Annotated in this window: 22 protein-coding genes; 10 read left to right on the top strand and 12 right to left on the bottom strand. The window is 72.7% G+C overall.

Annotation, left to right across the window (positions count from 1 at the left end; translation table 11 throughout):
- Positions 1-113 precede the first annotated feature (113 nt).
- Positions 114-632, bottom strand: coding sequence for a metallophosphoesterase family protein (locus SPRI_RS02370; RefSeq protein WP_005307823.1), 519 nt, complete (start codon positions 630-632; stop codon positions 114-116).
- Positions 633-1,062: 430 nt separating this feature from the next.
- On the opposite strand from SPRI_RS02370, the gene SPRI_RS02375 reads away from it, so the two are divergent.
- On the top strand, positions 1,063-1,422 hold the full coding sequence (locus SPRI_RS02375; RefSeq protein WP_050791389.1) for a hypothetical protein: 360 nt from the start codon (positions 1,063-1,065) through the stop codon (positions 1,420-1,422).
- Between the two features lie 137 nt (positions 1,423-1,559).
- On the opposite strand, the gene SPRI_RS02380 is transcribed toward SPRI_RS02375, so the two are convergent.
- The gene (locus SPRI_RS02380; protein ID WP_037775772.1) at positions 1,560-1,787 is read right to left on the bottom strand and encodes a DUF6296 family protein; all 228 of its coding nucleotides are present in this window, start codon (positions 1,785-1,787) and stop codon (positions 1,560-1,562) included.
- A gap of 161 nt (positions 1,788-1,948) precedes the next feature.
- On the opposite strand from SPRI_RS02380, the gene SPRI_RS02385 reads away from it, so the two are divergent.
- Positions 1,949-2,902 carry an aldo/keto reductase gene (locus SPRI_RS02385; RefSeq protein ID WP_234020305.1) on the top strand — a complete coding sequence of 318 codons (954 nt, stop codon included), beginning with the start codon at positions 1,949-1,951 and terminating at the stop codon, positions 2,900-2,902.
- Between the two features lie 102 nt (positions 2,903-3,004).
- Here the strand turns inward: SPRI_RS02385 and SPRI_RS02390 are convergent, their stop codons facing one another.
- The gene (locus SPRI_RS02390; protein ID WP_005307840.1) at positions 3,005-3,178 is read right to left on the bottom strand and encodes a CsbD family protein; all 174 of its coding nucleotides are present in this window, start codon (positions 3,176-3,178) and stop codon (positions 3,005-3,007) included.
- Positions 3,179-3,369: 191 nt separating this feature from the next.
- On the opposite strand from SPRI_RS02390, the gene SPRI_RS02395 reads away from it, so the two are divergent.
- The 3 genes from SPRI_RS02395 (at position 3,370) to SPRI_RS02405 (ending at position 4,947) form a co-directional block, all read left to right on the top strand.
- Positions 3,370-3,675, top strand: coding sequence for a hypothetical protein (locus SPRI_RS02395; RefSeq protein ID WP_005307843.1), 306 nt, complete (start codon positions 3,370-3,372; stop codon positions 3,673-3,675).
- Between the two features lie 233 nt (positions 3,676-3,908).
- Positions 3,909-4,265 carry a hypothetical protein gene (locus tag SPRI_RS02400; protein ID WP_037772981.1) on the top strand — a complete coding sequence of 119 codons (357 nt, stop codon included), beginning with the start codon at positions 3,909-3,911 and terminating at the stop codon, positions 4,263-4,265.
- Between the two features lie 136 nt (positions 4,266-4,401).
- Positions 4,402-4,947: a tellurite resistance TerB family protein gene (locus SPRI_RS02405; protein WP_037772982.1), complete on the top strand. Its 546-nt coding sequence runs from the start codon at positions 4,402-4,404 to the stop codon at positions 4,945-4,947.
- Positions 4,948-4,994: 47 nt separating this feature from the next.
- On the opposite strand, the gene SPRI_RS02410 is transcribed toward SPRI_RS02405, so the two are convergent.
- The 4 genes from SPRI_RS02410 to SPRI_RS02425 form a co-directional block, all read right to left on the bottom strand.
- Positions 4,995-6,908: a DUF2264 domain-containing protein gene (locus SPRI_RS02410; RefSeq protein ID WP_037772983.1), complete on the bottom strand. Its 1,914-nt coding sequence runs from the start codon at positions 6,906-6,908 to the stop codon at positions 4,995-4,997.
- On the bottom strand, positions 6,905-7,945 hold the full coding sequence (locus SPRI_RS02415) for a hydroxyacid dehydrogenase (RefSeq protein WP_005307848.1): 1,041 nt from the start codon (positions 7,943-7,945) through the stop codon (positions 6,905-6,907). Before SPRI_RS02415 ends, SPRI_RS02410 begins: the two co-directional genes overlap by 4 nt.
- A gap of 170 nt (positions 7,946-8,115) precedes the next feature.
- Positions 8,116-9,267: a substrate-binding domain-containing protein gene (locus SPRI_RS02420; protein WP_037772985.1), complete on the bottom strand. Its 1,152-nt coding sequence runs from the start codon at positions 9,265-9,267 to the stop codon at positions 8,116-8,118.
- A 135-nt stretch (positions 9,268-9,402) separates the two neighbouring features.
- Positions 9,403-9,795, bottom strand: a complete 393-nt coding sequence (locus SPRI_RS02425; RefSeq protein WP_005307850.1) for a hypothetical protein — start codon at positions 9,793-9,795, stop codon at positions 9,403-9,405.
- Here SPRI_RS02425 and SPRI_RS02430 point away from each other — a divergent pair.
- Together SPRI_RS02430 and SPRI_RS02435 are read left to right on the top strand one after the other, a co-directional pair.
- Complete coding sequence (locus SPRI_RS02430) at positions 9,794-10,717, top strand: NADP-dependent oxidoreductase (protein WP_053556669.1); 924 nt, start codon at positions 9,794-9,796, stop codon at positions 10,715-10,717. The genes SPRI_RS02425 and SPRI_RS02430 overlap by 2 nt on opposite strands.
- Before the next feature lie 251 nt (positions 10,718-10,968).
- Positions 10,969-11,820 (top strand): class I SAM-dependent methyltransferase, encoded by an 852-nt coding sequence (locus SPRI_RS02435; RefSeq protein WP_005307854.1) that lies wholly within the window; start codon positions 10,969-10,971, stop codon positions 11,818-11,820.
- A 1,067-nt stretch (positions 11,821-12,887) separates the two neighbouring features.
- On the opposite strand, the gene SPRI_RS02440 is transcribed toward SPRI_RS02435, so the two are convergent.
- Complete coding sequence (locus SPRI_RS02440; RefSeq protein ID WP_005307855.1) at positions 12,888-13,982, bottom strand: glutamate--cysteine ligase; 1,095 nt, start codon at positions 13,980-13,982, stop codon at positions 12,888-12,890.
- Between the two features lie 314 nt (positions 13,983-14,296).
- Here SPRI_RS02440 and SPRI_RS38400 point away from each other — a divergent pair, with 314 nt between their 5' ends.
- Complete coding sequence (locus tag SPRI_RS38400; protein ID WP_159039466.1) at positions 14,297-14,590, top strand: hypothetical protein; 294 nt, start codon at positions 14,297-14,299, stop codon at positions 14,588-14,590.
- A gap of 192 nt (positions 14,591-14,782) precedes the next feature.
- Positions 14,783-15,673 carry an SDR family oxidoreductase gene (locus SPRI_RS02445; RefSeq protein WP_005307860.1) on the top strand — a complete coding sequence of 297 codons (891 nt, stop codon included), beginning with the start codon at positions 14,783-14,785 and terminating at the stop codon, positions 15,671-15,673.
- On the opposite strand, the gene SPRI_RS02450 is transcribed toward SPRI_RS02445, so the two are convergent.
- Together SPRI_RS02450 and SPRI_RS02455 are read right to left on the bottom strand one after the other, a co-directional pair.
- On the bottom strand, positions 15,642-16,541 hold the full coding sequence (locus SPRI_RS02450; RefSeq protein WP_005307863.1) for a class II fructose-bisphosphate aldolase: 900 nt from the start codon (positions 16,539-16,541) through the stop codon (positions 15,642-15,644). The genes SPRI_RS02445 and SPRI_RS02450 overlap by 32 nt on opposite strands.
- Positions 16,542-16,588: 47 nt before the next feature.
- The gene (locus SPRI_RS02455) at positions 16,589-17,539 is read right to left on the bottom strand and encodes an SIS domain-containing protein (RefSeq protein ID WP_005307877.1); all 951 of its coding nucleotides are present in this window, start codon (positions 17,537-17,539) and stop codon (positions 16,589-16,591) included.
- A gap of 365 nt (positions 17,540-17,904) precedes the next feature.
- Here SPRI_RS02455 and SPRI_RS02460 point away from each other — a divergent pair, with 365 nt between their 5' ends.
- Positions 17,905-18,705, top strand: a complete 801-nt coding sequence (locus SPRI_RS02460; RefSeq protein WP_005307879.1) for a DeoR/GlpR family DNA-binding transcription regulator — start codon at positions 17,905-17,907, stop codon at positions 18,703-18,705.
- Between the two features lie 62 nt (positions 18,706-18,767).
- Here the strand turns inward: SPRI_RS02460 and SPRI_RS02465 are convergent, their stop codons facing one another.
- Both SPRI_RS02465 and SPRI_RS02470 read right to left on the bottom strand, forming a co-directional pair.
- Positions 18,768-19,763, bottom strand: a complete 996-nt coding sequence (locus SPRI_RS02465; RefSeq protein WP_005307881.1) for an NEW3 domain-containing protein — start codon at positions 19,761-19,763, stop codon at positions 18,768-18,770.
- 37 nt (positions 19,764-19,800) lie between these two features.
- Positions 19,801-21,237, bottom strand: coding sequence for a Gfo/Idh/MocA family protein (locus SPRI_RS02470; RefSeq protein ID WP_037772991.1), 1,437 nt, complete (start codon positions 21,235-21,237; stop codon positions 19,801-19,803).
- Positions 21,238-21,289 lie beyond the last annotated feature (52 nt).

Genomic DNA, 21,289 nt, shown 5'->3' on the forward strand with positions numbered 1-21,289 from the left:
TCACGGACAGCGCCGCCGTCACGGCCGTCCCCGGCTCGCCGCCCGCGCCGCCGTCCCGGCCCTGCTCGCCCCACAGATCTCACGCCATCCCAGCTCGCGGACGGCCGCCCCCGTCACCCGCTCCCCGCCGCCCCCGACCGGGGCAGGCGGTGCAGTTCGACGTCGGAAAGCCTGCCGTCCGACACCTGGGCGGTCATGAACGTGCAGTGCGGCTGGCGTCTGCGGTCGGTCGGCGAGCCCGGATTGAGCAGCCGCAGCCCCGCGGGGGCGGTGGTGTCCCACGGGATGTGGCTGTGCCCGAACACCAGGACGTCGAGATCGGGAAAGCGCTCCGCGCACCGCCGTTCACGTCCCTGCGCGGGACCCGTCTCGTGCACGACGCCGAAGCGCAATCCGCCGAGCTCCGCCAGCGCCACCTCCGGCAGACGGGCGCGCAGCTGGGGCCCGTCGTTGTTCCCGTACACGGCGAGGAGACGCGCGGAGCGGGACTGGAGCAGGTCGAGGGTCGCGGTGTCGACCCAGTCGCCGGCGTGGATCACCACGTCTGCTCGGCCGATGGACTCCATGAGGTCCCCGGGCAGTCGTCGGGCCCGTTTGGGCACATGTGTGTCGGAGGTCAGCAGCAGCCGCATGCCACCACCATGCGCCGTGCCGGGGCCGATCGCAGCCCCGATTCCTGCCGGCCGGTCGGCGGTTTCCGGATTTCTTGAAAGTCGTGCGCATACCCCTGCGTGAACGGGGCAGCAGAAGCTCGAGCGCTCGCCCGGCCCATCCCCCCTGGCCGCCGGCGAGGCGTCGCGGCCCCGCCCCCACCCCCCCGGAGGCGGGGCCGCCTTTGTCCTCTCTCGCCCGTCCGCCGTTCGTCGGGCCGGGGAGTCACGGCCGTGCCCGGCGTCCGGCCGCCGCGCACGCGCACACCGAACAGGTATGCCGAAACATGCCGGTGACTCGGCGGCCGACGCGGGTACCCGACATGGACAAGCTGCCGGCGACGACCCTTCACGAGGGTGTCGCCGGTGGCCCGCCGAGACGGTCCTCGGGCCGGAGGGAAAGGTGAATCCAGTGACCGCTCCTGCGCAACCGCAGCGGGACGAAGGCAAGCCCGTGGGGGTAAGGGCGTACGCGGAGGCCGAAGAGACGGAGCGAGAGCTGCCCGGGCTGCTCTCGTCGCGGGAGGCACCGCCCGGCTACCGGGACGGGGTGTCGGCGGGATACCGGTGGGCCCTGGGCCGGGACGCCCGCTCGCCCGTCACCGGAGCAGGCGCCGACGGCGTTCCGGACATGGAACTGCTGACCGCGGAGATCGACGCCGCGGTCGTCCGTGAGGACGAGGCCGTCAATGATCCCGCCACGCGCGACTACGTGCGCGGTGTGCACTCCGCCCTCGCCTGGATCTGCGGTTACAGCGATCGCCGCGTGTGACGCAGGCGGTCGCCGCCCGGCCCGCGGGGACCACCCCTCGCGCCGCGTGGTGACGCCCGTCGTCCCGTGACCTGCGCGCTCCGGCGCCGCCTCGACCGTGCCGTCCGGTGCCTCGCGCCGTCCGGCCGTCCGGCACTTCACACCTGCGCGGTGCGTGCGATCACCGGCAGTTCGTGTGCCTGATGGCCGCCGCTGGCGAGCATCCGTACCTCACCCCGGCCGCTGACCTCGGCCCGCACGATCCCCGTCTCGTCCTCGTAGATCGGATGGCCGCCCGGCCCGGTCCTGTCGGTGCGCCGCACCACGACGACGTCGTCCACGGCCGCCGCCTGGAAAATGAGTTCGTAGCTCTCCGGATGTTCCATGACCGCCTCCCGGTCCCTGCACTGCGCGACCGGGAAACGCGTGCCGACCGCGCGGCGCCTTCCTTCCATCGTCGCTCCGGAGGGCGGCCCGCGCCTGTCCGGGCAGGAGCCGGCGCGATACCCGTTTGGGCACCCGCACCCGGCCGTGGAAGGGTGAGCCCGTGACGAAGAACGACACGGGCGCGGAGCGGCTGCTCTACGGATGCATGGGCCTCGGCGGGGCCTGGGACACGACGCGGTACGGCACGGCGGACATCGCGGCCGCGGAGGCAGCGGTGGAGGCGGCACTCGACAGCGGCATCACGGTGTTCGACCACGCCGACATCTACCGGCACGGCAAGGCGGAGGCGGTGTTCGGCGAGGTCCTTGCCCGTGCTCCCGGGCTGCGCGAACGCATCGTGCTGCAGACGAAGTGCGGCATCCGGCTCGCCGACGGTGAGCGGCCGGGCATGTACGACCTGCGCGGCGAGACCATCATCCGGCGCGTCGAGGAGAGTCTTGTCCGCCTGCGCACCGACGTCATCGACGTACTGCTGCTGCACCGGCCGGACCCGTTGGCGGACCCGGAGGACATCGCGGAGGCGCTGACATCGCTGCACCGCCAGGGGCTCGTGCGCCGCTTCGGCGTCTCGAACATGAGCGGCGCGCAGATCTCGCTCCTCCAGACCTTCCTCGAGCTGCCGCTGGCCGCCAACCAGCTCGAGATGAGCCTGCACCGCAGGGACTGGCTCGAAGGGGGCGTTCTCGTGAACACCCCGGAGGCCGCTTCGACCGGTTTCCCGCTCGGGACGGTGGAGCACTGCCGCTCGACCGGCATTCGTCTGCAGGCGTGGGGCGCCCTGGCGCAGGGACGCTTCACCGGGCGCCAGGAGACCCCGGCGGAACTGGCGACGGCGCGGCTCGTCGGCTCGCTCGCGGAGGCGAAGGGCACGTCGCCGGAGACGGTCCTGCTGTGGTGGCTCCAGCGGCACCCCTCGCGGATCGCGCCGGTCATCGGCAGTGCGAGGCCCGAGCGCATCCGCGCATGCGCCGACGCCGCGCGAAGGGACCCGGAGCTCACCCACGAGGAGTGGTACGAGCTCTGGATCACCGCGCGCGGCGCCGCGCTGCCCTAGACGAGGGCCTTTCTTCCCGACCTGCCGGGCCGGATCCGCACGTATGACCTTGGATCCGGCCCGGCCCGCCGGTGACGGCAGGGCCTCACATCAGAAGGCGTCCTAGTGCTTGAAGACGTCCTTCGTCTTCTCCTTGGCCTGGCGGGCGTCGCCCTTGGCCTGCTCCGCGCGCCCCTCGGCCGTGAGCCTCTCGTTGCCGACGGCACGGCCTGCGGTTTCCTTGGCCTTGCCCTTGGCCTGTTCCATCTTGGCGCGGGTCTTCTTCTTCTCAGCCACGGAATTCACATCCCAGCTGTATTCGACGTCATGGCTTCCTGTCTGCTCTCCGATCGGCACCGCCTCAAACATGCCGGTTCCCCGCCGGTGATATTGCCGGAAAGCGATTACCGGGTGTCTTCACGGGCAACATTCGGCGGCGGAAAACCAGGGCGTTCGCGAATCCATCGCCTTGGTGTGAGTCTGGAGTAATGAGCTGGGCGTCATGGACAACTCGCGATGTATACACAGGACGCGGCGGTGCCCTCACCGAGGAGACCGGAGTGATGACCGGGAACCTCACCGTCCACACCACCTGGGCCGAGGGCACCGCACAGGTGGCCCTGCAGTTCACGGGTGCGACCGACTGGTTCACGATGGCCGGCAGTCCCACCCCGTGTCCTTCCGAGGAAGCGAGCCGGGCCCTGCACGACGCGGTGGTCCAGGCGGTGCGCAACGGCGGGGGCGCGGTGGTTCCGGCCTGGGCACCCCAGGAGGGGAGGACGGCCGGGCACTGACGAGCCTCGTCACAGGACACGTACCGGTGGCGGAAGCCCGCGTGAAGGATCCGAAAGAGTCGAAAACGGCGCACACGGTGCGGTGGAACCGGTGTGTCCACGACACGACGGCATTTCTGCCGCCACTGAGGGGCACAATCTTGCGGACCGGGCATCCTTGTGCGGACCCGGTGCTCCGCAAGGACAGTCATTCGACCGCGATTCGACGATCAGGAGGATTCACGTTGCAGGACATGTGGATCTACCCGCCCGGCATCGGCCATCGACCGGGACGGGACCTGACCGGCTTCACAGTGGAGACGCCGGACGGGATCCTCGGGCACGTCGACCGGCAGTCCGACGAGCCCGGCAGACAGCACCTGGTCGTCGACACCGGGGCCTGGGTCTTCGGGCGGAGCGTTCTGGTGCCCGCGGGGTTCGTCCGGCGGATCAACGCCGAGCAGCGGACCGTCACGGTCGTTCCCACCAAGGAGCAGATCAAGAACGCCCCGCCGTTCAGCAGGGACAGCGAGACGAGGGACGCCGGTTATCTCGACGGTGTGGGCCGCTACTACGCCGGACTCGACCTCTCGGAACCGCCCGCCGTGTGACGTCGGGACCTTCCCCGACCAGTACCGGCCCGCCGAGGCCGGAACGTGTGGGCCTCCCCGCGCGTTGGCAGGGTGACGCGGCCGCGACACGCGGCCGCCGGACGAACGACGCTCGACAGAAGCCGAGGTGGCACCAGTGGCAATGTGGGACCGGATCAAGGACCAGGCCAAGAATCTGCAGCAGGGCCAGGGCACCCGGAGCCCCGGCGGGCACGGAGCGGGTTCACGGTCCTCGGGCGGATCCCGCGCCCAGCTGGTGAACACGCTGAAGACCCAGCTCACCTCGCTGAAGACGGAGTTGAAGAGCGGGGCCTTCAGGGATGCCAGCATGGCGATGTGCGCCCTGGTCGCCGCCGCCGACGGGCATGTGGACCCGGCGGAGCGCCAGCACGTCGAGTCGCTGATCCTGGGCAACGACGTCCTGCAGAACTTCCCGGCGGACCAGCTGCGCCAGCGGTTCAACAAGCACGCCGACCAGCTCTCCGCCAACTTCCTGCTGGGCAAGGCGCAGGTGATGCAGGAGGTGGCCAAGGCGGCCAAGAAGCCCACGGAGGCCAGGGCCGTGATCCAGACCGGCATCGTCATCGCAGGCGCGGACGGCTACGTCGAGCCGTCCGAGCTGGAGATCATCCGCGAGGCCTGCGCCGTACTGGGGCTCTCCCCCACGGAGTTCGGCATCTAGCACTACTCCTGGCCGGCCGGGGCAGGCCCACGGCCCCGGCCGGCGAGTCATGGCTGCCGCACGGCTCGCATGGTGACGGCGACGGGATCGAAGGTGATCCGGGTCAGGGCGCCGTCGTCGGCCCACCGCACCTCGATGCCGTCGTCGTCCACGGTCACCGCGGCGACGGCGTCGGCAGCCGGAACGGCCCCGCCATCAGCATCGGAAGCGGTCTCCGGCTCGCCGCAGAGCACGGCCAGCGCCGCATAGACGCCGGTGCCCCGCGCCGGGGCGGTGAGCCTCGGCAGCACGGCCCACGGCGTGTACGCGGTCCCCTGCGGTGCGCGTACCTCGTCCTTCTCGAGCCAGCCGTGGAGCGGATACAGCGCCGAGTGCAGCGCCTCGTCCGGGCCGGTCGCCCAGCCCGTCTGCTCGACGCCGGCGCCGGGCGGGGCGCCGGTGACCCGGTGCACGCGCAGTTCGAGCCGGCCACGGGCGACGGTCACGCTCTCGACCCGCAGGCCGGGCACCATGGGCGGCCCCGAGGGGAACACCGGCCGGTGCCAGGACGCGGCCCAGCCCCAGCCGTCGCCCTGGCCCGCGCCCAGTGGGTGGATGCGGCGGCGGGCGCTGCGCACGCCGCCGACCACGAGCCCGAGGTGGTTGTCGGCGGTGTTGGCGGTGGACGTCGGACCGGTGCGGGTGGAGTACGCCTGACGGCCGTAGTGCGGATCGTCGTCGGCGGCCGACTCCCCCTCCTGCGGGCGCACATGGTCGCTGCCGTGGTTGTGCAGCCGGACGATTCCGTCGGCTCGGGTGCTCTGAACGAGCAGCCCGGGTGCGGGCAGTGCCAGCACCCGGTCCGGTCCCTCGCTCGGCGCGGCCTCTTCCGTGGCGGTCCACAGCGGATGCCCGGCAGGGGCGAGCAGACAGACGAATGCCTTGGAGGCCCAGTACGGGGACGCCGGCCCGGAGTAGTTCTGCAGCGTCTCCTCGTGCCGCCCGTGCCAGCCGAGGGTGAGCAGCCCGTCACGCCCGACCGCGCCGCGGTCGAGGAAGTAGCGCAGCGCGCCGCTGATCAGCCGGCGGGAGGCGCCCGGCTCGAGCGGCGTGCACCCGGTGACGGCCCCGAGGCCGACCGCGGAGGCGGCGGCGAAGCGGTAGGTGAGTGAGCGCCCGAAGTGGACGGGCGCCCCGTCCGAGCCGAAGAGGAGCCCGTAGCTCTCCAGGTGCTCGTGCAGGCGCTGGGCGTACGGGTCTTCCGCGGCGCCGGCGAGATGGCCGTCGAGCACCGGATACAGGTGCAGGGCCCAGCCGTTGTAGTGGTCGAACGCCCGGCCGTCGCCGTCGGCGTACCACCCCTGGCCGCGGTACCAGCTCTCCATCAGTTCGAGGGCGCGCTCGCGGGCTCGCGCGGTCTCCGCGTCGCCTCGGCCGACCGACTCCAGGAACCCGGCCACGGTGTACGGGAAGAGGTACCAGTTGTTGGGCGAGGGCACATGGCGCAGTGCGCCGCGAAGCCACTCCTCGGCCCGGTCCCGGACGTCCTCGCCGAGCCGGTCCCACAGCCAGGGCCTGGTCATCCGCAGGCCGAGGGCCACGGAAGCGGATTCGACCATGGGCTGGCCCGCGACATCGTGGCCGAGGATCACGGGCCAGGACTCGGTGTCGTCCCGGCCGGGGCTTCGGGTGCCGGCGGCGATCCCCTCGGCGTACCGCTCCAGCCATCCGTGCGGGTCGTGGCCGTCCGCTCCCGCGACCCGGAAGGCGGCGGCGAGGAAGGTGCGGGCGAATCCCTCGAGTCCGTCGGAGCGGACCCCGGAGGCGGAGGGGCGGCCGGGGAGGTCCAGCAGGGCGCCTCGCGGGGTCGACCACCGCCGGGCGGCCGCCAGGAGGCCGTCGGCCGCCGCCTCCCAGTGCTCACGGGTGTATCCGGTGTACGGGCTCAGGACCCGGTCGTCGCCGGGCAGTCCAAGGCTCATGCGAGACGGGCCAGCCTCTCTCGCAGAACGGGGTGGGCGAATTCCTCGCCGCCGGCCCAGCGGGCGACCTCCGCGACGGCGAGCTCGGCGAGCCGCCCCCACTCGTTGCCGAGCGAGCCGGCGATGTGGGGCGTGATGGTGACGTTGTCGCAGTCCCACAACGGGTGCTCGGGCGGCAGGACTTCGGGGTCGGTGACGTCCAGTACGGCGCGGATGCGGCCCTCGGTGGCCGCTTCGGTGAGGGCGTCCTGGTCGACGACGGCGCCGCGGGCCGTGTTGATCAGGACGGCGTCCGGCCGCATGGCGCCGATCAGTTCCCCGCTGACGAGACCGCGGGTGGCGGGCAGCAGCGGGGTGTGGACGCTGACCACGTCGCTGCGGGCGAAGAGTTCGCCGATGCCCACGGTCCCGACGCCGAGCGCGGTGGCGTCGTCCTCCTCGACGTACGGATCGTGCAGCAGCACCTCGAGGTCGTACGCGCGCAGCAGTTCGATCACCCGGCGGCCGATCAGCGAGGCGGACAGAATGCCGACCGTCCGGCGGTAGTTGCCGATGTCGCGCGGTGTGCCGAGCAGCGCGGGGCGGCGGCGCTGCGCGCGCAGTGTCCTCGCGCTCTCCAACGCGCGCTTGCCGCTGAGGAGGATCATGGCGACGGTGTACTCGGCCACCGGAAGGGCGTTGGCCGCGGCCGCGGAGGACACGGCGATGCCGCGTTCCCAGCAGGCGTCGGTGATGTGGCCGCGTACCGAACCGGCCGTGTGGACGACGGCACCCAGCCGGGGGGCGGCGTCGAGCGCAGCGCGGTCCAGCGGCGGGCAGCCCCAGCCGGTGACCAGGACCTCGGTGTCGTGGAGGACTTCGCGCGCCCGCCCGGTGGAGAAGTCGTCAAGGGCGGGGCCGGGCGCGAGATCGCACACGCCGGCGAGGGCGGCCAGGGCGGTGGGGTCGAGCACGGCGGCTGCCGCGTCCGGTGCCATGGCGAGCGCGGCACGGGGACGGGCGGAGCTGCCTGCGGCGGCACCGGCGGAGCGGGGCATCTCTCTCCTCGCGGGGTGGGCGTACGGGCCACGGCGCTGTCCGCCCACCATGGGCCCGACAGAAACCGCTTGTGAGGGGTGACAGTGGGAGGCCGGGCGACTACGGAGCGGGGGACACAGGCATCCTGAGCGACTGGTCGATCAAGGTCAATAGAACGATCGACGAAAACTCAAACGGTCGAACGATCAGACGCCAGATCCTGGGCGGATCCGCGGATCTGCAACGTGGGCAGCAGTTCGGTCCGTTGGGGCGGGGCGCCCGGCCGGGACAACCGCTGTACGAGCAGCTCGGCGGCCACCCGCCCCACAGCGGCCTTCGGCGGCGCGACGGCGGTGAGCGGCGTACTGCCGAAGGCCGCCACCACGTCGTCGTAGGCCACCACGGAGCAGTCCTGGGGCACCCGAACTCCGCTGTCGGCGAGTTGCTGCACCAGCATCAGGGCATCGACGTCGCCGTGCAGCACGGCGGCCGTGAAGTCGTGCTCCCGCAGCAGGCGGGCGAGCCCTTCGCCGGTGACGGGACCGCCCCCGTCACCGGTCCCCTGCCGCTCCGCCGGACCGGCGGCGCCGTCGGCGGCCTCCGAGGACGAGGCGCTCAGTACGACGGACCAGTCCTCGATCTCCTCCAGGCCCCCGGCGATCCCGGCGAAGGCCGAGCGCAGCGCCCGTGCCGTGGGGCTGTCGTCCCGCGCGGCCAGCACGATCCTGCGGTGCCCCAGCGACACGAGGTGGTCGACCGCGAGACGCATCCCGTACCAGTGGTCGGAACAGACGGAGTCCATGGCGTGCAGCGCGCTCCCGCGGGGCGGCCTGCGCTCCATCAGCACCGTGGGCACGTCAAGGCCCGCGAGCCAGGCGTGGCCGGCCTCCTCCTCGGCCACCGTGCGCCATCGCGGGGCGATCAGCAGTCCCCGCGCGCCGTCGGCCAAGGCGCGCTCCACGAGCGGACGTTCGGCTCCGGTGGCCTGCGGCGTGATGTGCAGGGCCACCCGTATCCCGGCGGCGTCGAGGACGGTACGGGCGCCGTGCATGGTCTCGTACAGATACGTGTGCCGCTCAGGGACGACGAGAGCCACCGCAGCGTCGCCCGCTCCATGGGAGGGCGCGGACCGTGGCGCCTGCGCCCGGGCCACGGAGTCGAGCGAACGGGCGACCCCGTGCCCGCGCCGCAGCTTGCCCGCCCTGGCGAGCTCTTCGACGTCCCGCCGGGCGGTCACGACCGAGACCTCCAGTTCGGCGGCGAGGTCGCTGACCCGCGCCGATCCTCTCGACCGCACCACAGCGAGGATCCGCCGCCGCCGCACCTCGCTCGGCTCCCGCATGCCCGTGGCCTCCCCTGCCGAGTCACCGCTGATCGTTCGACCGTTCGGCAGGACAATACCGATCACGGGCGTACGGGCACGGTCCCCGGCGAAAGCCGCTTCCGCGGGACCGGGGTGCGGCGGTCGGCGGCGCGGTCAGCCGGTGGACTCCTCCGGTGCCGGCGTCCCGGGCTGCCCGCCTTCGTCGTCAGGCGCTCCCCTCGGGCCGGCGCCTGCCTCGTCCATGTCGGGCACGTCTCCCCCGGTCTCCTCCGTCCGGGCGTCGCGGCCCTGACCTGCCTCCCGGTCCGGCGAGTCCTGTCCGGAAGACGGCTCCTCGTCCGTGCCGGCCTGCTGGTCGGGCATGTCACGCGGCAGCGGGGCCTCACTGTCCTCGAAACCCTCGGGCCGGTAGTCGTCGCTCATTCCGCATCCCTCGTCGAACGTCTCCAGTGGTGCCGGACGCTTGGCGGGTACCCGTCCGGGCGGCGCCGACACGGAGGCGGCACGGTCCGGGCAGCGGCACACCTGCGGTGTAGAAAGAACCATGCGAGCGATCACAGCCGACCGCTACGGCGGCCCCGATGTCCTGGAGTTCACCGAGACCGCTGATCCCAAGATCGCACCCGACGCCGTCCTGGTCCGTGTGAAGGCCGCCGCCGTCAATCCCGTCGACTGGAAGATCGTCGCCGGATACCTCGACCCGATCATGCACGCCCACTTCCCGCTCATCCCCGGCTGGGACATGTCCGGCGTCGTCGAGGCGGTGGGCCTGGACGCGACCGAGTTCTCCGTGGGCGACGAGGTCTGCGGCTACGTCAGGAAGGACGAGGTGCAGCACGGCACGTTCGCCGAGCTGGTCGCCGCCCCGGTCCGCACACTGGCGAAGAAGCCGTCCTCGCTCGACTGGCGGCAGGCCGCCGGCCTGCCGCTCGCGGGGCTCACCGCCCACCAGTCGCTGGCCCGCATCGGCGTGACGCGCGGCGACACCGTCCTGGTCCACGCGGCCGCCGGCGGGGTGGGCTCCTTCGCCGTACAGATCGCGGTGGCGCTGGGCGCCCGGGTCATCGGTACGGCGAGCGAGCGCAACCATGACTTCCTCCGCTCGCTGGGCGCCGAGCCTGTCGTCTACGGCGAGGGCCTCGCCGAGCGCGTACGCGAACTGGCGCCCGACGGGATCACCGCCGCCGTCGACTACGTCGGCGAGGACGCCGTGGAGGTCTCCCAGCAGCTGCTCACCGACCGGACCCGCGTCGCGTCCGTCGTGGACGCCTCGGTCAGACAGCGCGGCGGGCACCATGTCTGGGTGCGGCCGAGCACCGCCGATCTCACCGATCTCGGCCGGCTCGCCGACTCCGGGAGCCTCACCGTGAACGTCGACCACGCCCTGCCGCTGGCCGAGGCGGCCGAGGCGTTCCGGCTGAGCGCGGGGGGCCGCACCCGGGGAAAGATCGTGCTGGAGGTCGACTGAGCCTGCGGTTGCGGCCGGGTGGAACGGGCCGCACCCGGCACGCCTGTCGAACCGGGCGGCACCGGGGCACGGGCCGCTCCCGACCGGGCCGCACCGGAGTGCCGAAGCGCGGAGCAGGCGGACAGCGGGCGGAGCGTACCCACCGCTCTCTATCGTGGGAACCACCGGCACAAGTTCGTCAACGCTGGCGAAAACGGCCGGAAGAGGCCGCTTCCCGACGGCCTCCGGCCAGATTTCCTAGGAGGTCTGTCATGGCAGACGCGACCGAAGCGGCCCGATCCGACGTCCAGGCGGACGTGGCGCTCAAGGCGAAGCACCGCAAGATGTGGGCGCTGGGCGACTACCCCACCCTCGCCGGTGAGCTCATCCCGGAGCTGGGCACGACCCTGGTGGAAGCGTGCGGCGTGGGGGACGGCGACAAGGTTCTGGACATCGCGGCCGGGACGGGCAACGCCGCGATCCCCGCGGCGCGGGCCGGAGCCGATGTCACGGCCAGCGACCTCACCCCCGAGCTGCTGGAGGCGGGGCGGCAACAGGCCGGGAAGCAGGGTGTGGAGCTCGAGTGGCGCGAGGCCGACGCCGAGGCGCTCCCGTTCGGCGACGGCGAGTTCGACACCGTCATGTCCTGCGTCGGGGTCATGTTCGCCCCGCACCACGAGGCCACCGCCGGCGAACTGCTCCGGGTCTGCCGCCCCGGCGGGACCGTCGGCCTGCTCAACTGGACGCCCGAAGGCTTCATCGGGCAGATGTTCGCCGCCATGAAGCCGTACGCCCCACCGCCGCCTCCCGGTGCGAAGCCCCCGCCGCTCTGGGGGAAGGAAGAGCACGTCAGGGCGCTTCTCGGGGATGAGGTGACCGATCTCGAGATGCGCCGGCAGACGGTCCGGGTGGACCGCTTCGACCGGCCTGAGGCCTTCCGCGACTACTTCAAGGCCGTGTACGGGCCGACCATCGCCGTCTACCGCAACATCGCCGACTCCCCCGACCGGGTCGCCGAGCTGGACCAGGCGCTCGCCGAGCTGGCCCGCGAGCACGGCGGCGGCTCGGGAAGTTCCGGGATGGAGTGGGAGTACCTCCTGGTGACCGCCCGCCGGAGCGGCTGACCCACGACAGCGGGAGACCCCGCCGCGACGGGGGATGCGCGGCGGGGCCCGATGGGCGTATGCCCCGGCAGCGGAGATCCATGCGTCTTCCGCGCAGCGGGTCCGCGCCGCCCCGGCCCGGCCCGTCCCGACGTGGCCGTCCTCGGCGCGTCCCGCCCTGGGCGGGTCCGTCCCGGCTCTGCTCGTCCCGACACCGACTCGGCCGGCCCGGGCCCGTCCCGACAAGGCCGCTGCCGGCCCGTCTCCGCGAGCGCCCTGGGGCTCACGCGGCCCCGGCACGCGCGACCCGGCCCGTCACGACACAACAACTCGTCCGACCAACCGCGCGTCCTTGCCGGGCATCCGGCCCTGGGCCGGCCCGTCCCGGCTCGGCTCGTCCCGACACCGACTCGACCGGCCCCGGCCCGTCCCGACGCAACAACTCGTCCGACCAACCGCGCGTCCGTCCCAGGCACGTCCAGCCCTGGGCCGGCCCGGGTCCCGGCTCAGCTCGTCCGGCTCCTGCCGGTCCCGGCGCGTCCCGACAAGGCCGCTGCCGGCCCGTCTCCGTGAGCACCCCTGGGCTCGCGCGGCCCTGGAAGGCGCGGCCCCGACGCGTCACGACGCAACGGCTCGTCCGACCCGGGCACGTCCAGCCCGGGCACCTCCCACCCTGGGCCTGCCCGTCCCGGCTCGGCTCGTCCGGCTCCTCCCGGCACGCCGGCTCCGGCCCGTCCCGACAAAGCCGCTGCCGGCCCGTCTCCGCCAGTGCCCCGGGGCTCACGCGGCCCCGGCACGCGCGACCCCGACGCGTCACGACACAACGGCTCGTCCGACCAACCGCGCGTCCCGACAGGCTCGGCCGGCCAGGACCGCCCCGTCCCGGCACGCGCGGCCCCGGCACGCGCGGCCCCGGCGCGTCCCGACACAACGGCTCGTCCGACCAACCGCGTGTCCCGACAGGCTCGGCCGGCCAGGACCGCCCCCGTCCCGGCTCACGCGGCACGCGCGGTCTCGGCAGCCCGAGCGCCCCGCCCGCGACCGCCCCTGCCGCGGCACCCACGAAGGGCACCGCCCCTGCCGCGGCCTCAGCGACCGGCGGTCCTGCGCACGCACGCGGCGACCACGTCCCGGAGGCTCCCCGTCCGGTGCAGCAGTTCGCGCTGGAAACGGGCGCCGTTGCCGTCCGCGTGCAGCGCGGCGACCGCGTCCGCGGCACGGTCCGCGTCGCCGGTGCCCTTCAGCGCGTCGCCGACGTGGTCGAGCAGCGCCCGCACGACGTCGGCGGCCGGTTCCGGGCGCATCGTGATCGGGTGGATCAGCCGCTCCTCCAGGCCTGAGCGGCTCGCGCGCCACGCCGCCAGCCGCAGCAGGCCGACACCGTGCGCCACCGGCGGCAGGCCCTCCCGCCACTCGCGTGCCGCCGTTTCCACCAGCCCGCGGACGAGCGTGGCGACGAGCACGGTGGTCCCGGGGTCGAGGCAGACGTCCGCCACACGGATCTCCACGGTGGGATACCGGTGGGAGAGCCGGGCATCGAAGTAGATCATCCCCTGGTCGTGCAGGGCGCCGGTGCCGACCATCGCCTCGACCTGCTCGTGGTAGCGCTCGGCGGACCCGAACAGCTCCACCGGCCCCGCCGACGGCCAGCGCGCCCAGACCCGGCTGCGATAGCTCGAGTAGCCGCTGTCCTTGCCCTGCCAGAAGGGTGAGTTGGCGCTGATCGCCACGAGGACCGGGAGCCAGGGCCGGATGCGGTCGAGGACCGCGACACCCTCCTCGTCCGATTCGACCGCCACATGGACGTGGCAGCCGCAGGTGAGCTGTTCCTGTGTGGTCAGGCCGAACTCCTCCGCCATCCACCCGTACCGCTCGCCGCCCCACAGCGACGGGGTGACCGGCAGCGGCGAGGTGGCCAGCGCGGCGACCGCCGCGCCGAGGCGTTCGGCGTGGTGGGCGGCTTCGGCGCGCCGGCGGCCGATCTCGTCCGCGAGATCGTCCATCGACTCCTGCGGAACGGTGGCGAACTCGAGCTGCTCACGCTGGAGCTCCGCCTCGAACACCTCCCGGTCCTCGCTGCTCTCCCGCTCGGCGGAAGCGAGCACCGCCGCGGCCAGGGCACGCGGCTCGCCCGAGTCCGGATCCACGAGGAGCAGTTCCTCCTCCACACCCACTGTGCGCATTTCCCACCACTTTCCGAGGCCGAGGTCGAGATCTGTCGTGTGCCCGCTCATGGCAGCTCGATGCGCCGCCGTCCTCCGCCCCGGCCGCGAAGGTGCGGAACACCCGCCACGCCGGCGCCTCGACGGCGTGGCCGCCGCGTAAGCCGTCCCGGGCGGGGCAGGCGCAAGGACATGGCAGACATCGCAACGCTGCCGCGGCAGCTCACGCAGCGCATTCACTTCCTGGACCGCGCCGTGCGCGTGGCCCGCCGTCCGGGAGCGGGGGCGAGAGACCTGGCGGCCGGCTGTCCGCCTCCGGGCACGGAGCCGGCACCGTGACAGCGGGCCCCGCGGGCGCCGTGGCGATGGTGGTCGCGCTGCTGCTGCCCGTTCTGCTCCTCGGACTGGTACTCGCACTGGACCGCTACGAGGAGAGCCTGTTCCCGCCCCGGGCCCCACGTCCCCACACCCCGCGGCCCGGCCGCCGCTCGGGTGGCCGGCACGCGAGGCGCGGCCGTGCCCGCGAACAGCGCCCGAAAGCCGGTCCGCCGCAGTCGCCGGGGCCGTCTTCGCGGCGGGCCGCGCCCGCTCGCACCGCCCCGCCTGTGGGTGAGGCCGTGACGAGGTGATCCGCCTGCCCTACGGGTGGGACCCGTCAGTGCGCGGCTCTCACCCGGGACTGGGGCACCGCGCGTACGCGGCAGCCCCGTGCCCCGTTTGCGGGCATTCCTACGGCGCCGGAGGGTAGGCGGGACAGCCCGCCGAGGCGTACATCCGCAGCCGCGCCGGGACGTACAACCGCAGCAAGGGAGGAGTCCGCCGTGCCCGAGGAGAACCAGGAGGCCAGGGATCCGGGGTCCAAGCATCCGGAGCCGGAGTTCCCGAAGCAGGAGCAGCAGCACCCGGGCTGGACGGGCCCGATGGACCCGCCGCCGGATCACGGCGAGGAGAGCTATCGCGGCAGTGGTCTGCTGCGTGATCTGAAGGCCGTGCTGACGGGCGGCGACTCGGGGATCGGCCGCGCGGTGGCGCTCGCCTTCGCGCGTGAGGGCGCCGACGTGCTGTTCACCCACCTGCCGGAAGAGGAGAAGGAGGCGGAGGGGACACGGCAGCTGATCGAGGACGCGGGGCGCAAGGCGGTGGCGGTGCCGTGCGACATCCGCGAGGAGGAGCAGTGCCGGCGCCTCGTCGAGCGCGCGGTGTCCGAGTTCGGGCACATCGACATCCTGGTCAACAACGCCGCCTACCAGATGTCGCAGCCGGAGGGCATCGGCGCGATCACCACGGAACAGTTCGACCGCGTCATGCGCACCAACCTCTACGGCATGTTCTGGGTGTCGAAGATGTCCCTGCCCCACATGCCCCGGGGCGGCTGCATCATCAACTCCACGTCGGTGCAGGCCTACAAGCCGAGTCCGCACCTGCTCGACTACGCGATGACCAAGGGCGCGATCGTCACCTTCACCCAGGGTCTGGCGCAGATGGTGGCGTCCGACGGTATCCGCGTCAACGCCGTGGCGCCCGGGCCGGTCTGGACGCCGCTCATTCCCGCGACGATGCCCGACACCGCCGAGTTCGGCAAGAAGTCGCTGTTCGGCCGGCCCGCACAGCCTGCGGAGATGGCGCCCGCCTATGTCTTCCTCGCCTCCCCGCAGGCCGGTTACATCACGGCCGAGATCGTCAACGCGACGGGCGGGACCCCACTGCCGTGACCGCGGCTGCCGTCTTCGCGTGCCCGCTCGCCCGCTGACCGTGCAGGACGGCCAGCAGCCCGGCCACCGCCGTGGCGACGGCGTCCCGTGCGGGACCGAGGTACTTTCTGGGGTCCGCGGTCTCCGGATGGGCGTCGAGGTAGGCGCGGGCGGCGCGGGTGAACGCCTTGTTGAGGTGGGTGGAGACGTTCACCTTCGTCATGCCGGCAGCGATCGCTCTCGTGAGTCCCTCGTCGCCGACCCCGGACGATCCGTGCAGCACCAGCGGGACGCTCACGCTGTCCCGTAGCAGGGTGATCAGCGCGAAGTCGAGGACCGCGTCGCGGGTGAGCATGGCGTGCGAGCTGCCGACGGCCACCGCGAGGGCGTCGACGGCGGTGGCGGCGACGAACGCGCGGGCCTCGGCGGGGTCGGTGCGTACGCCGGGTGCGTGCGCGCCGTCCTTGCCCCCGACCTCGCCGAGTTCCGCCTCCACCCAGACGTTCCGTGCGTGGCAGTGGGCGGTGATCTCCGCTGTCGCCGCCACGTTCTCGTCGTAGGGGAGCTTCGAGGCGTCGAACATGACGGAGGTGAAGCCGAGTTCGACGGCCTGGTGCACGAGGCCGGGCGATTCCGCGTGGTCGAGGTGGACGGCGACGGGGGCGCTGGAGGCGCGGGCGACGGCGAGGGTCGCGAGCGCGATCGGTTCCAGCGCCCCGTGATAGCGGGCGGTGTTCTCGCTGATCTGCAGGATCACGGGCCGGCCGGCGGCCTCCGCGCCGGCGACGATGGCCTCCGCGTGCTCCAGCTGCACGACGTTGAACGCTCCGACGCCCACGCCGCCTCGGACCGCGGAGCGGACGATGTCCTCAGTGGGCGTGAGCGGCATGGACTTCCTCCACGGTGACGGTCGTACGGAAACGGCGTTCGTGTGCCTCAGGCATGGCTGTTCTCGAGCACGACGGACCGGGTGAGGTTGCGGGGCCGGTCGGGGTTGTGGCCGCGCGCTTCGGCGAGCGCGACCGCGAGGCGCTGGGCGCGCACGAGGTCGGCGAGGGGGTCCAGGTCCTGGGCGCTGTCCGTGCATCCGGCGACCAGCGTGCCGCCGACCCGTGCGACGTCGTCGGCGAGGCCGTGCGGAAGCCGTCCGAAGGCCCATGCCACGCGCCCCGGGCCGGTGATGCTGATCGGCCCGTGCCGGTACTCCATCGCCGGGTAGGCCTCGGTCCAGGCGCCTGCCGCCTCGCGCATCTTCAGTCCGGCCTCGAGCGCCAGGCCGTAGGTCCAGCCGGTGCCGAGGAAGGTGAACTGCTCGGCGGCGCACAACCCGGGGTCGAGGGGTTCGAGAACGGCCCGCTCGGCGTCCTCGATCGCCCGGTCGAGGGGGCGTACGCCGCCGGGCAGGGCGTCCTCCGCCTCCAGGTGGGCGCGCAGCAGTGCGAGGTTGGCGGTGGCGAACCTGGTCTGGACGACGGACTCCTCGTCGGCGAAGTCCAGGACGGCGACCGCGTCGGCCGCCTGCATGACGGGCGTCGTGGGGTCGGCGGTGATCGCGCCGCTGGGGACGGTGCCCTTCACCCGCCGCAGCAGGTCCAGTACCTCGGTCGTGGTGCCCGACCTGGTGATGGCGAGGACGCGGTCGTAGCGGCGGCCGTGCGGGAACTCTGAGGCCGCGAACGCGTCCGTCTCACCGTGGCCGCCGCTCTCACGGAGCGCGGCGTACGACTGGGCCATGAACCAGGACGTTCCGCAGCCGACGACCGCGACGCGCTCGCCCCGGCGGGGAAGGGCGGCGGCGTGTCGCGGCAGTGACCGGGCCGCCTGACGCCAGACGTCGGGCTGGGAGGCGATCTCGGCCGAGGTGCGGGAGGAACCGTGGGGTGTCAAGGTGACGAACTCCTTCGTGCGGGGTGGCGGGACGGCAGCGGCGTACGGGACGGGCGGCGGGGCGACTGACGGCGCCGGGACCGGTCCGCTTCACGGAGCGGGCGGCAGGAGCGGACACCACCCGGCTTTCGGCGACGGCGAAGAGCGCGACCGGCTCCATGCGCGTCCCGGTACGTCGTCACTACGGCCTCCCTCGCGCCGACCGGCGGTGCTTGCATGATGCTGCACGATCAATGGTATTTCCGAGCATCTACAAGCACACACTTTGCGCAGTATCCAGCAGCGTGCCGCCCCCGGGCAAGTGCCCGCTCCGCGTCCCTTAGCGTGTGAGAGCGCAGGATCCAGGCCCCGGAGGAGTCCGTCACATGTCCAAGCACGAGCGGTGGAGCAGATTGCTGGAGTTGCTGGCCGCCGAGGGGAAGCTGGAGGTCGAGGAGGCCGCGACGACCCTCGAGGTCTCGCCCGCCACCATCAGAAGGGACCTCGACGAGCTCGCGGAGCAGCAGATGCTCGTCCGCACCCGGGGTGGCGCCGTCGCGCACGGCGTCTCCTACGAGCTTCCTCTGCGCTACAAGTCCTCCCGGCACGCCTCCGAGAAGCAGCGCATCGCCGCGGCCGTCGCCAAGCTGATCGGCGAGGGTGATGTCGTGGGCCTCAACGGGGGCACCACCACGACCGAAGTGGCGCGGGCCCTTGCGCTGCGGGCCGCCGGCGGCGGGCGGCGGGAGCTCTCCGACGTCACCGCGCCTTCGCTGACCGTCGTCACCAACGCGCTCAACATCGCCGGTGAGCTGGCCGTACGCCCCCAGATCAAGATCGTGGTCACCGGGGGTGTCGCCCGGCCCCAGACCTACGAGCTCGTCGGCCCGCTGACCGTGGGCGTACTGAACGAGGTCGTCCTGGACGTGGCGGTCCTCGGGGTCGACGGCGTCGACCCCGAGCTGGGACTGATGACGCATCAGGAGGACGAGGCGAGCATCAGCCGGCTGTTCGCCGAGCGGGCGCGACGGGTCATCGTGGTGACCGACTCCTCGAAGATGGGCCGGCGTGCCTTCGCCAGGATCTGCGGCCTGGACCGCGTCGATGTACTGGTGACCGATTCCGCGCTCCCCTCCGAGACGGCGGCCCGGCTCAGTGAGGCGGGCATCAAGGTCCACGCCGTCTGACCACGCGGTCCCCGGGCCCGTGCGGTCGCACGGCGGACCCGGGGATGTCACGCGCTGAGCGCTCAGGGAGCGATGGCCATGTCGAAGACGTGGATGTTGCCGTTGCCCGGCAGGACCACGAAGTCGACCTCCTTGGCCGCGTCGAGCGGGATCGAGTGGGCGAAGATGCGGTAGGCGATGCCCGCGTTCCCGTATCCGTTCTGCCGGTTGCGGCCGTCAGAGGACGCGACCAGCGTCGCACCGTGGGCGTTCGCCGGGTCGAAGGACCAGTTGGGGAAGCCGAACGAGCCGGTGCCGGTGGTGCCGTCCTTGTAGTAGACGGTGGCCGTTCCGGTCGCGCCGCTGCCGACGCCGGAGCCGAGGAAGACCAGCTTGCCGCCCCGGCCGTTCAGCGTGACGGCCTGGCCGGCGCTCGAGACGTTGCCCTTGGTCCCGGCGGCCGCCTCGGGCCAGGTCAGTTCCGCGCCCAGCGCCCGTACGGTCGCGCCGGGGGTCAGGCCGACGTCGGCGAGCTTCTGGGCGGAGAAGCTGTTGCCCCCACCGTCGTAGTTGCCGGGGGTGGGGTCGGACTCGTCGGTGACGCCGACGTTGTTGTAGGCGTCCGCGAGGTCCGCCAGCGGTGTGCCGCTGCGCTGGGAGCGGGTGGCCGTCGCCGTTCCGGCTCCGTCCCCGCCCTTGTAGGTCGCCGTGGCGGTGAAGGTCCGTACGGTGAATCCGGCCCGCGGCTCCGGCACCTGGATGCGGAACTCGGCGGCGGCCGTGGCGCCGGCGGCGAAGGTGCCGTCCACGCTGCGGACCGACGGCTGTACGGCCCAGCCCACCGGCCCGGCGAACGACACCTCCAGGGACCGCATGCGGTCGGGTCCGGCGTTCTTGACGGTCACCTTCACCGTCGATATGGCCGGGCCCGCGAGGTCCACGGGCGCTATCGTCACCTCGGTCCGTGCGGGAGCCGGCGCGGGCTCCGGTTCGGCGGCGACCGCGGCGGGGGCGGGAACGAGCAGCACCGCCGCCACCGCCATGGCTCTGAGGGTTCCGATCCGTCCGGCTGATCTCACTGTCTGCTCCTTCTGTCGGTCGGCCCGAGTGGTGAACTCAGGCGACGGGGGGCATCTCTGAGGTACGGGAGTCGAGGCCCATGCGCAGATTCACCCAGGAGCCCCGGGTGAAGTCGGGGACCTCGACCGGACGGCCGCCGGCCGCGAGGGACTTGACGCTGAGCGGTACCGGCGCGCACCAGGCGGCGGAGTCGTAGACGTCGATGTCGGGGACCAGTCCGGCCCGCATCAGCTGGACGGTGCGCCACTGCAGGACGTAGTCCATGCCGCCGTGGCCGCCGTTGTTCGCGGCGTCGTCGCCGATCTTCTTCCAGAGCCAGTGGTCGAACTCCTTGCGGTAGGTGTCGAAGTCGCGCCAGGAGTGCCCGCCGTGGTCGGGCTCGACGTAGATGCGTCCGCCGGTGGTCGAGGTGCCCGCGTAGTCCTCGAAGATGCCCCGGCTGCCGGCGAGGGAGTTGATGCGGCTGTACGGCCGGGGTGAGCTGACGTCGTGCTCGGCCCTGATGACCCGGCCCTTGGCCGTGTCGATCAGGCAGGTGACCAGGTCGCCGTTGATGTAGGTCTCCTGCCACGACGGGTGCGAGCGCGGGACGAAGCGCTCGCGGTAGTCGGCGAGTCCCTTGGGTTCGGTCGCGGTCGCGCGCAGCACCGTCATCCGGTCCCCGCGGTTGATGTCCATGGCCGCGGCGATCGGTGCCAGACCGTGCATCGCGTAGAAGGAGGCGGTGCTGCGGGTGTGCCACAGGCGGCGCCAGGCGTCGGTGTAGTAGGTGTCGGAGAACAGCAGGGCCCGCAGGTCGTGCAGGTAGCCGCCGTGCCCGTTGGTGACGTCGCCGAAGAGCCCTTCGTGCGCCATCTTCAGCATGGCGAGTTCGTTGCGCCCGTAGCTGCAGTTCTCGGAGAGGATCAGGTGCCTGCGGGTCCGTTCCGAGGTGTCGACGAGGTCCCAGAGCTCGTCGAGTCCGGTGGCGATGGGCAGTTCGACGATGACGTGCTTGCCGGCCAGCAGCGCGGCCCTGCCCTGCGGGTAGTGGAACTCCCAGGGTGTGGCGATGTAGACGAGGTCGATGTCGTCGCGCTCCAGCATCCGGGCGTAGGACTCGTCCGAGCCGCCGTACTCGGCGGGGCGCGGCCTGCCCGTGGCGACGAGGCGGTCGGCGGTGCGCTTCGCGCGCTCGGCGCGGATGTCGCAGACGGCGGTGACGGTGCAGCCGGGTACGACGGACCAGCCCTCGCTCATCCCGTGGCCCCGGTTGCCGAGTCCGATCACTCCCACACGGACGGTCCGGTGGGGCTCGAAGGCGACGTCGATCATCGACTTCTGGCCCGGCCTGCGCCGCGGTGCCGGGTCGACGGCGGTGGCGGAGTCGGTGGCGGGGGCGGCCTGTGCGGAGCCGACGCCTGCCGCGAGTGCGCCGGTGGCGAGGGCTCCTCCCAGGAGCAAGCGGCGTGAGACTGCGGGAATTTCGGGCATATGGAACGCTCCTCGGTCCGCGATCGGCATCACTGGCGGGGAAGACTCTGGC

Origin of the sequence: Streptomyces pristinaespiralis (assembly GCF_001278075.1) — a bacterium.
Taxonomy (GTDB): Bacteria; Actinomycetota; Actinomycetes; order Streptomycetales; family Streptomycetaceae; genus Streptomyces; species Streptomyces pristinaespiralis.

Bases quoted from the DNA above. Each gene is read 5' to 3' on its own strand.
- SPRI_RS02400 (WP_037772981.1), top strand. From the start codon at position 3,909: ATGTGGATCTACCCGCCCGGCATCGGCCATCGACCGGGACGGGACCTG.
- SPRI_RS02370 (WP_005307823.1), bottom strand. From the start codon at position 632: ATGCGGCTGCTGCTGACCTCCGACACACATGTGCCCAAACGGGCCCGA.
- SPRI_RS02415 (WP_005307848.1), bottom strand. From the start codon at position 7,945: ATGCCCCGCTCCGCCGGTGCCGCCGCAGGCAGCTCCGCCCGTCCCCGT.
- SPRI_RS02380 (WP_037775772.1), bottom strand. From the start codon at position 1,787: ATGGAACATCCGGAGAGCTACGAACTCATTTTCCAGGCGGCGGCCGTG.
- SPRI_RS02395 (WP_005307843.1), top strand. From the start codon at position 3,370: ATGAGCTGGGCGTCATGGACAACTCGCGATGTATACACAGGACGCGGC.
- SPRI_RS02440 (WP_005307855.1), bottom strand. From the start codon at position 13,982: ATGCGCACAGTGGGTGTGGAGGAGGAACTGCTCCTCGTGGATCCGGAC.
- SPRI_RS02425 (WP_005307850.1), bottom strand. From the start codon at position 9,795: ATGGTTCTTTCTACACCGCAGGTGTGCCGCTGCCCGGACCGTGCCGCC.
- SPRI_RS02435 (WP_005307854.1), top strand. From the start codon at position 10,969: ATGGCAGACGCGACCGAAGCGGCCCGATCCGACGTCCAGGCGGACGTG.
- SPRI_RS02430 (WP_053556669.1), top strand. From the start codon at position 9,794: ATGCGAGCGATCACAGCCGACCGCTACGGCGGCCCCGATGTCCTGGAG.
- SPRI_RS02460 (WP_005307879.1), top strand. From the start codon at position 17,905: ATGTCCAAGCACGAGCGGTGGAGCAGATTGCTGGAGTTGCTGGCCGCC.
- SPRI_RS02470 (WP_037772991.1), bottom strand. From the start codon at position 21,237: ATGCCCGAAATTCCCGCAGTCTCACGCCGCTTGCTCCTGGGAGGAGCC.
- SPRI_RS02420 (WP_037772985.1), bottom strand. From the start codon at position 9,267: ATGCGGGAGCCGAGCGAGGTGCGGCGGCGGCGGATCCTCGCTGTGGTG.
- SPRI_RS02410 (WP_037772983.1), bottom strand. From the start codon at position 6,908: ATGAGCCTTGGACTGCCCGGCGACGACCGGGTCCTGAGCCCGTACACC.
- SPRI_RS02450 (WP_005307863.1), bottom strand. From the start codon at position 16,541: ATGCCGCTCACGCCCACTGAGGACATCGTCCGCTCCGCGGTCCGAGGC.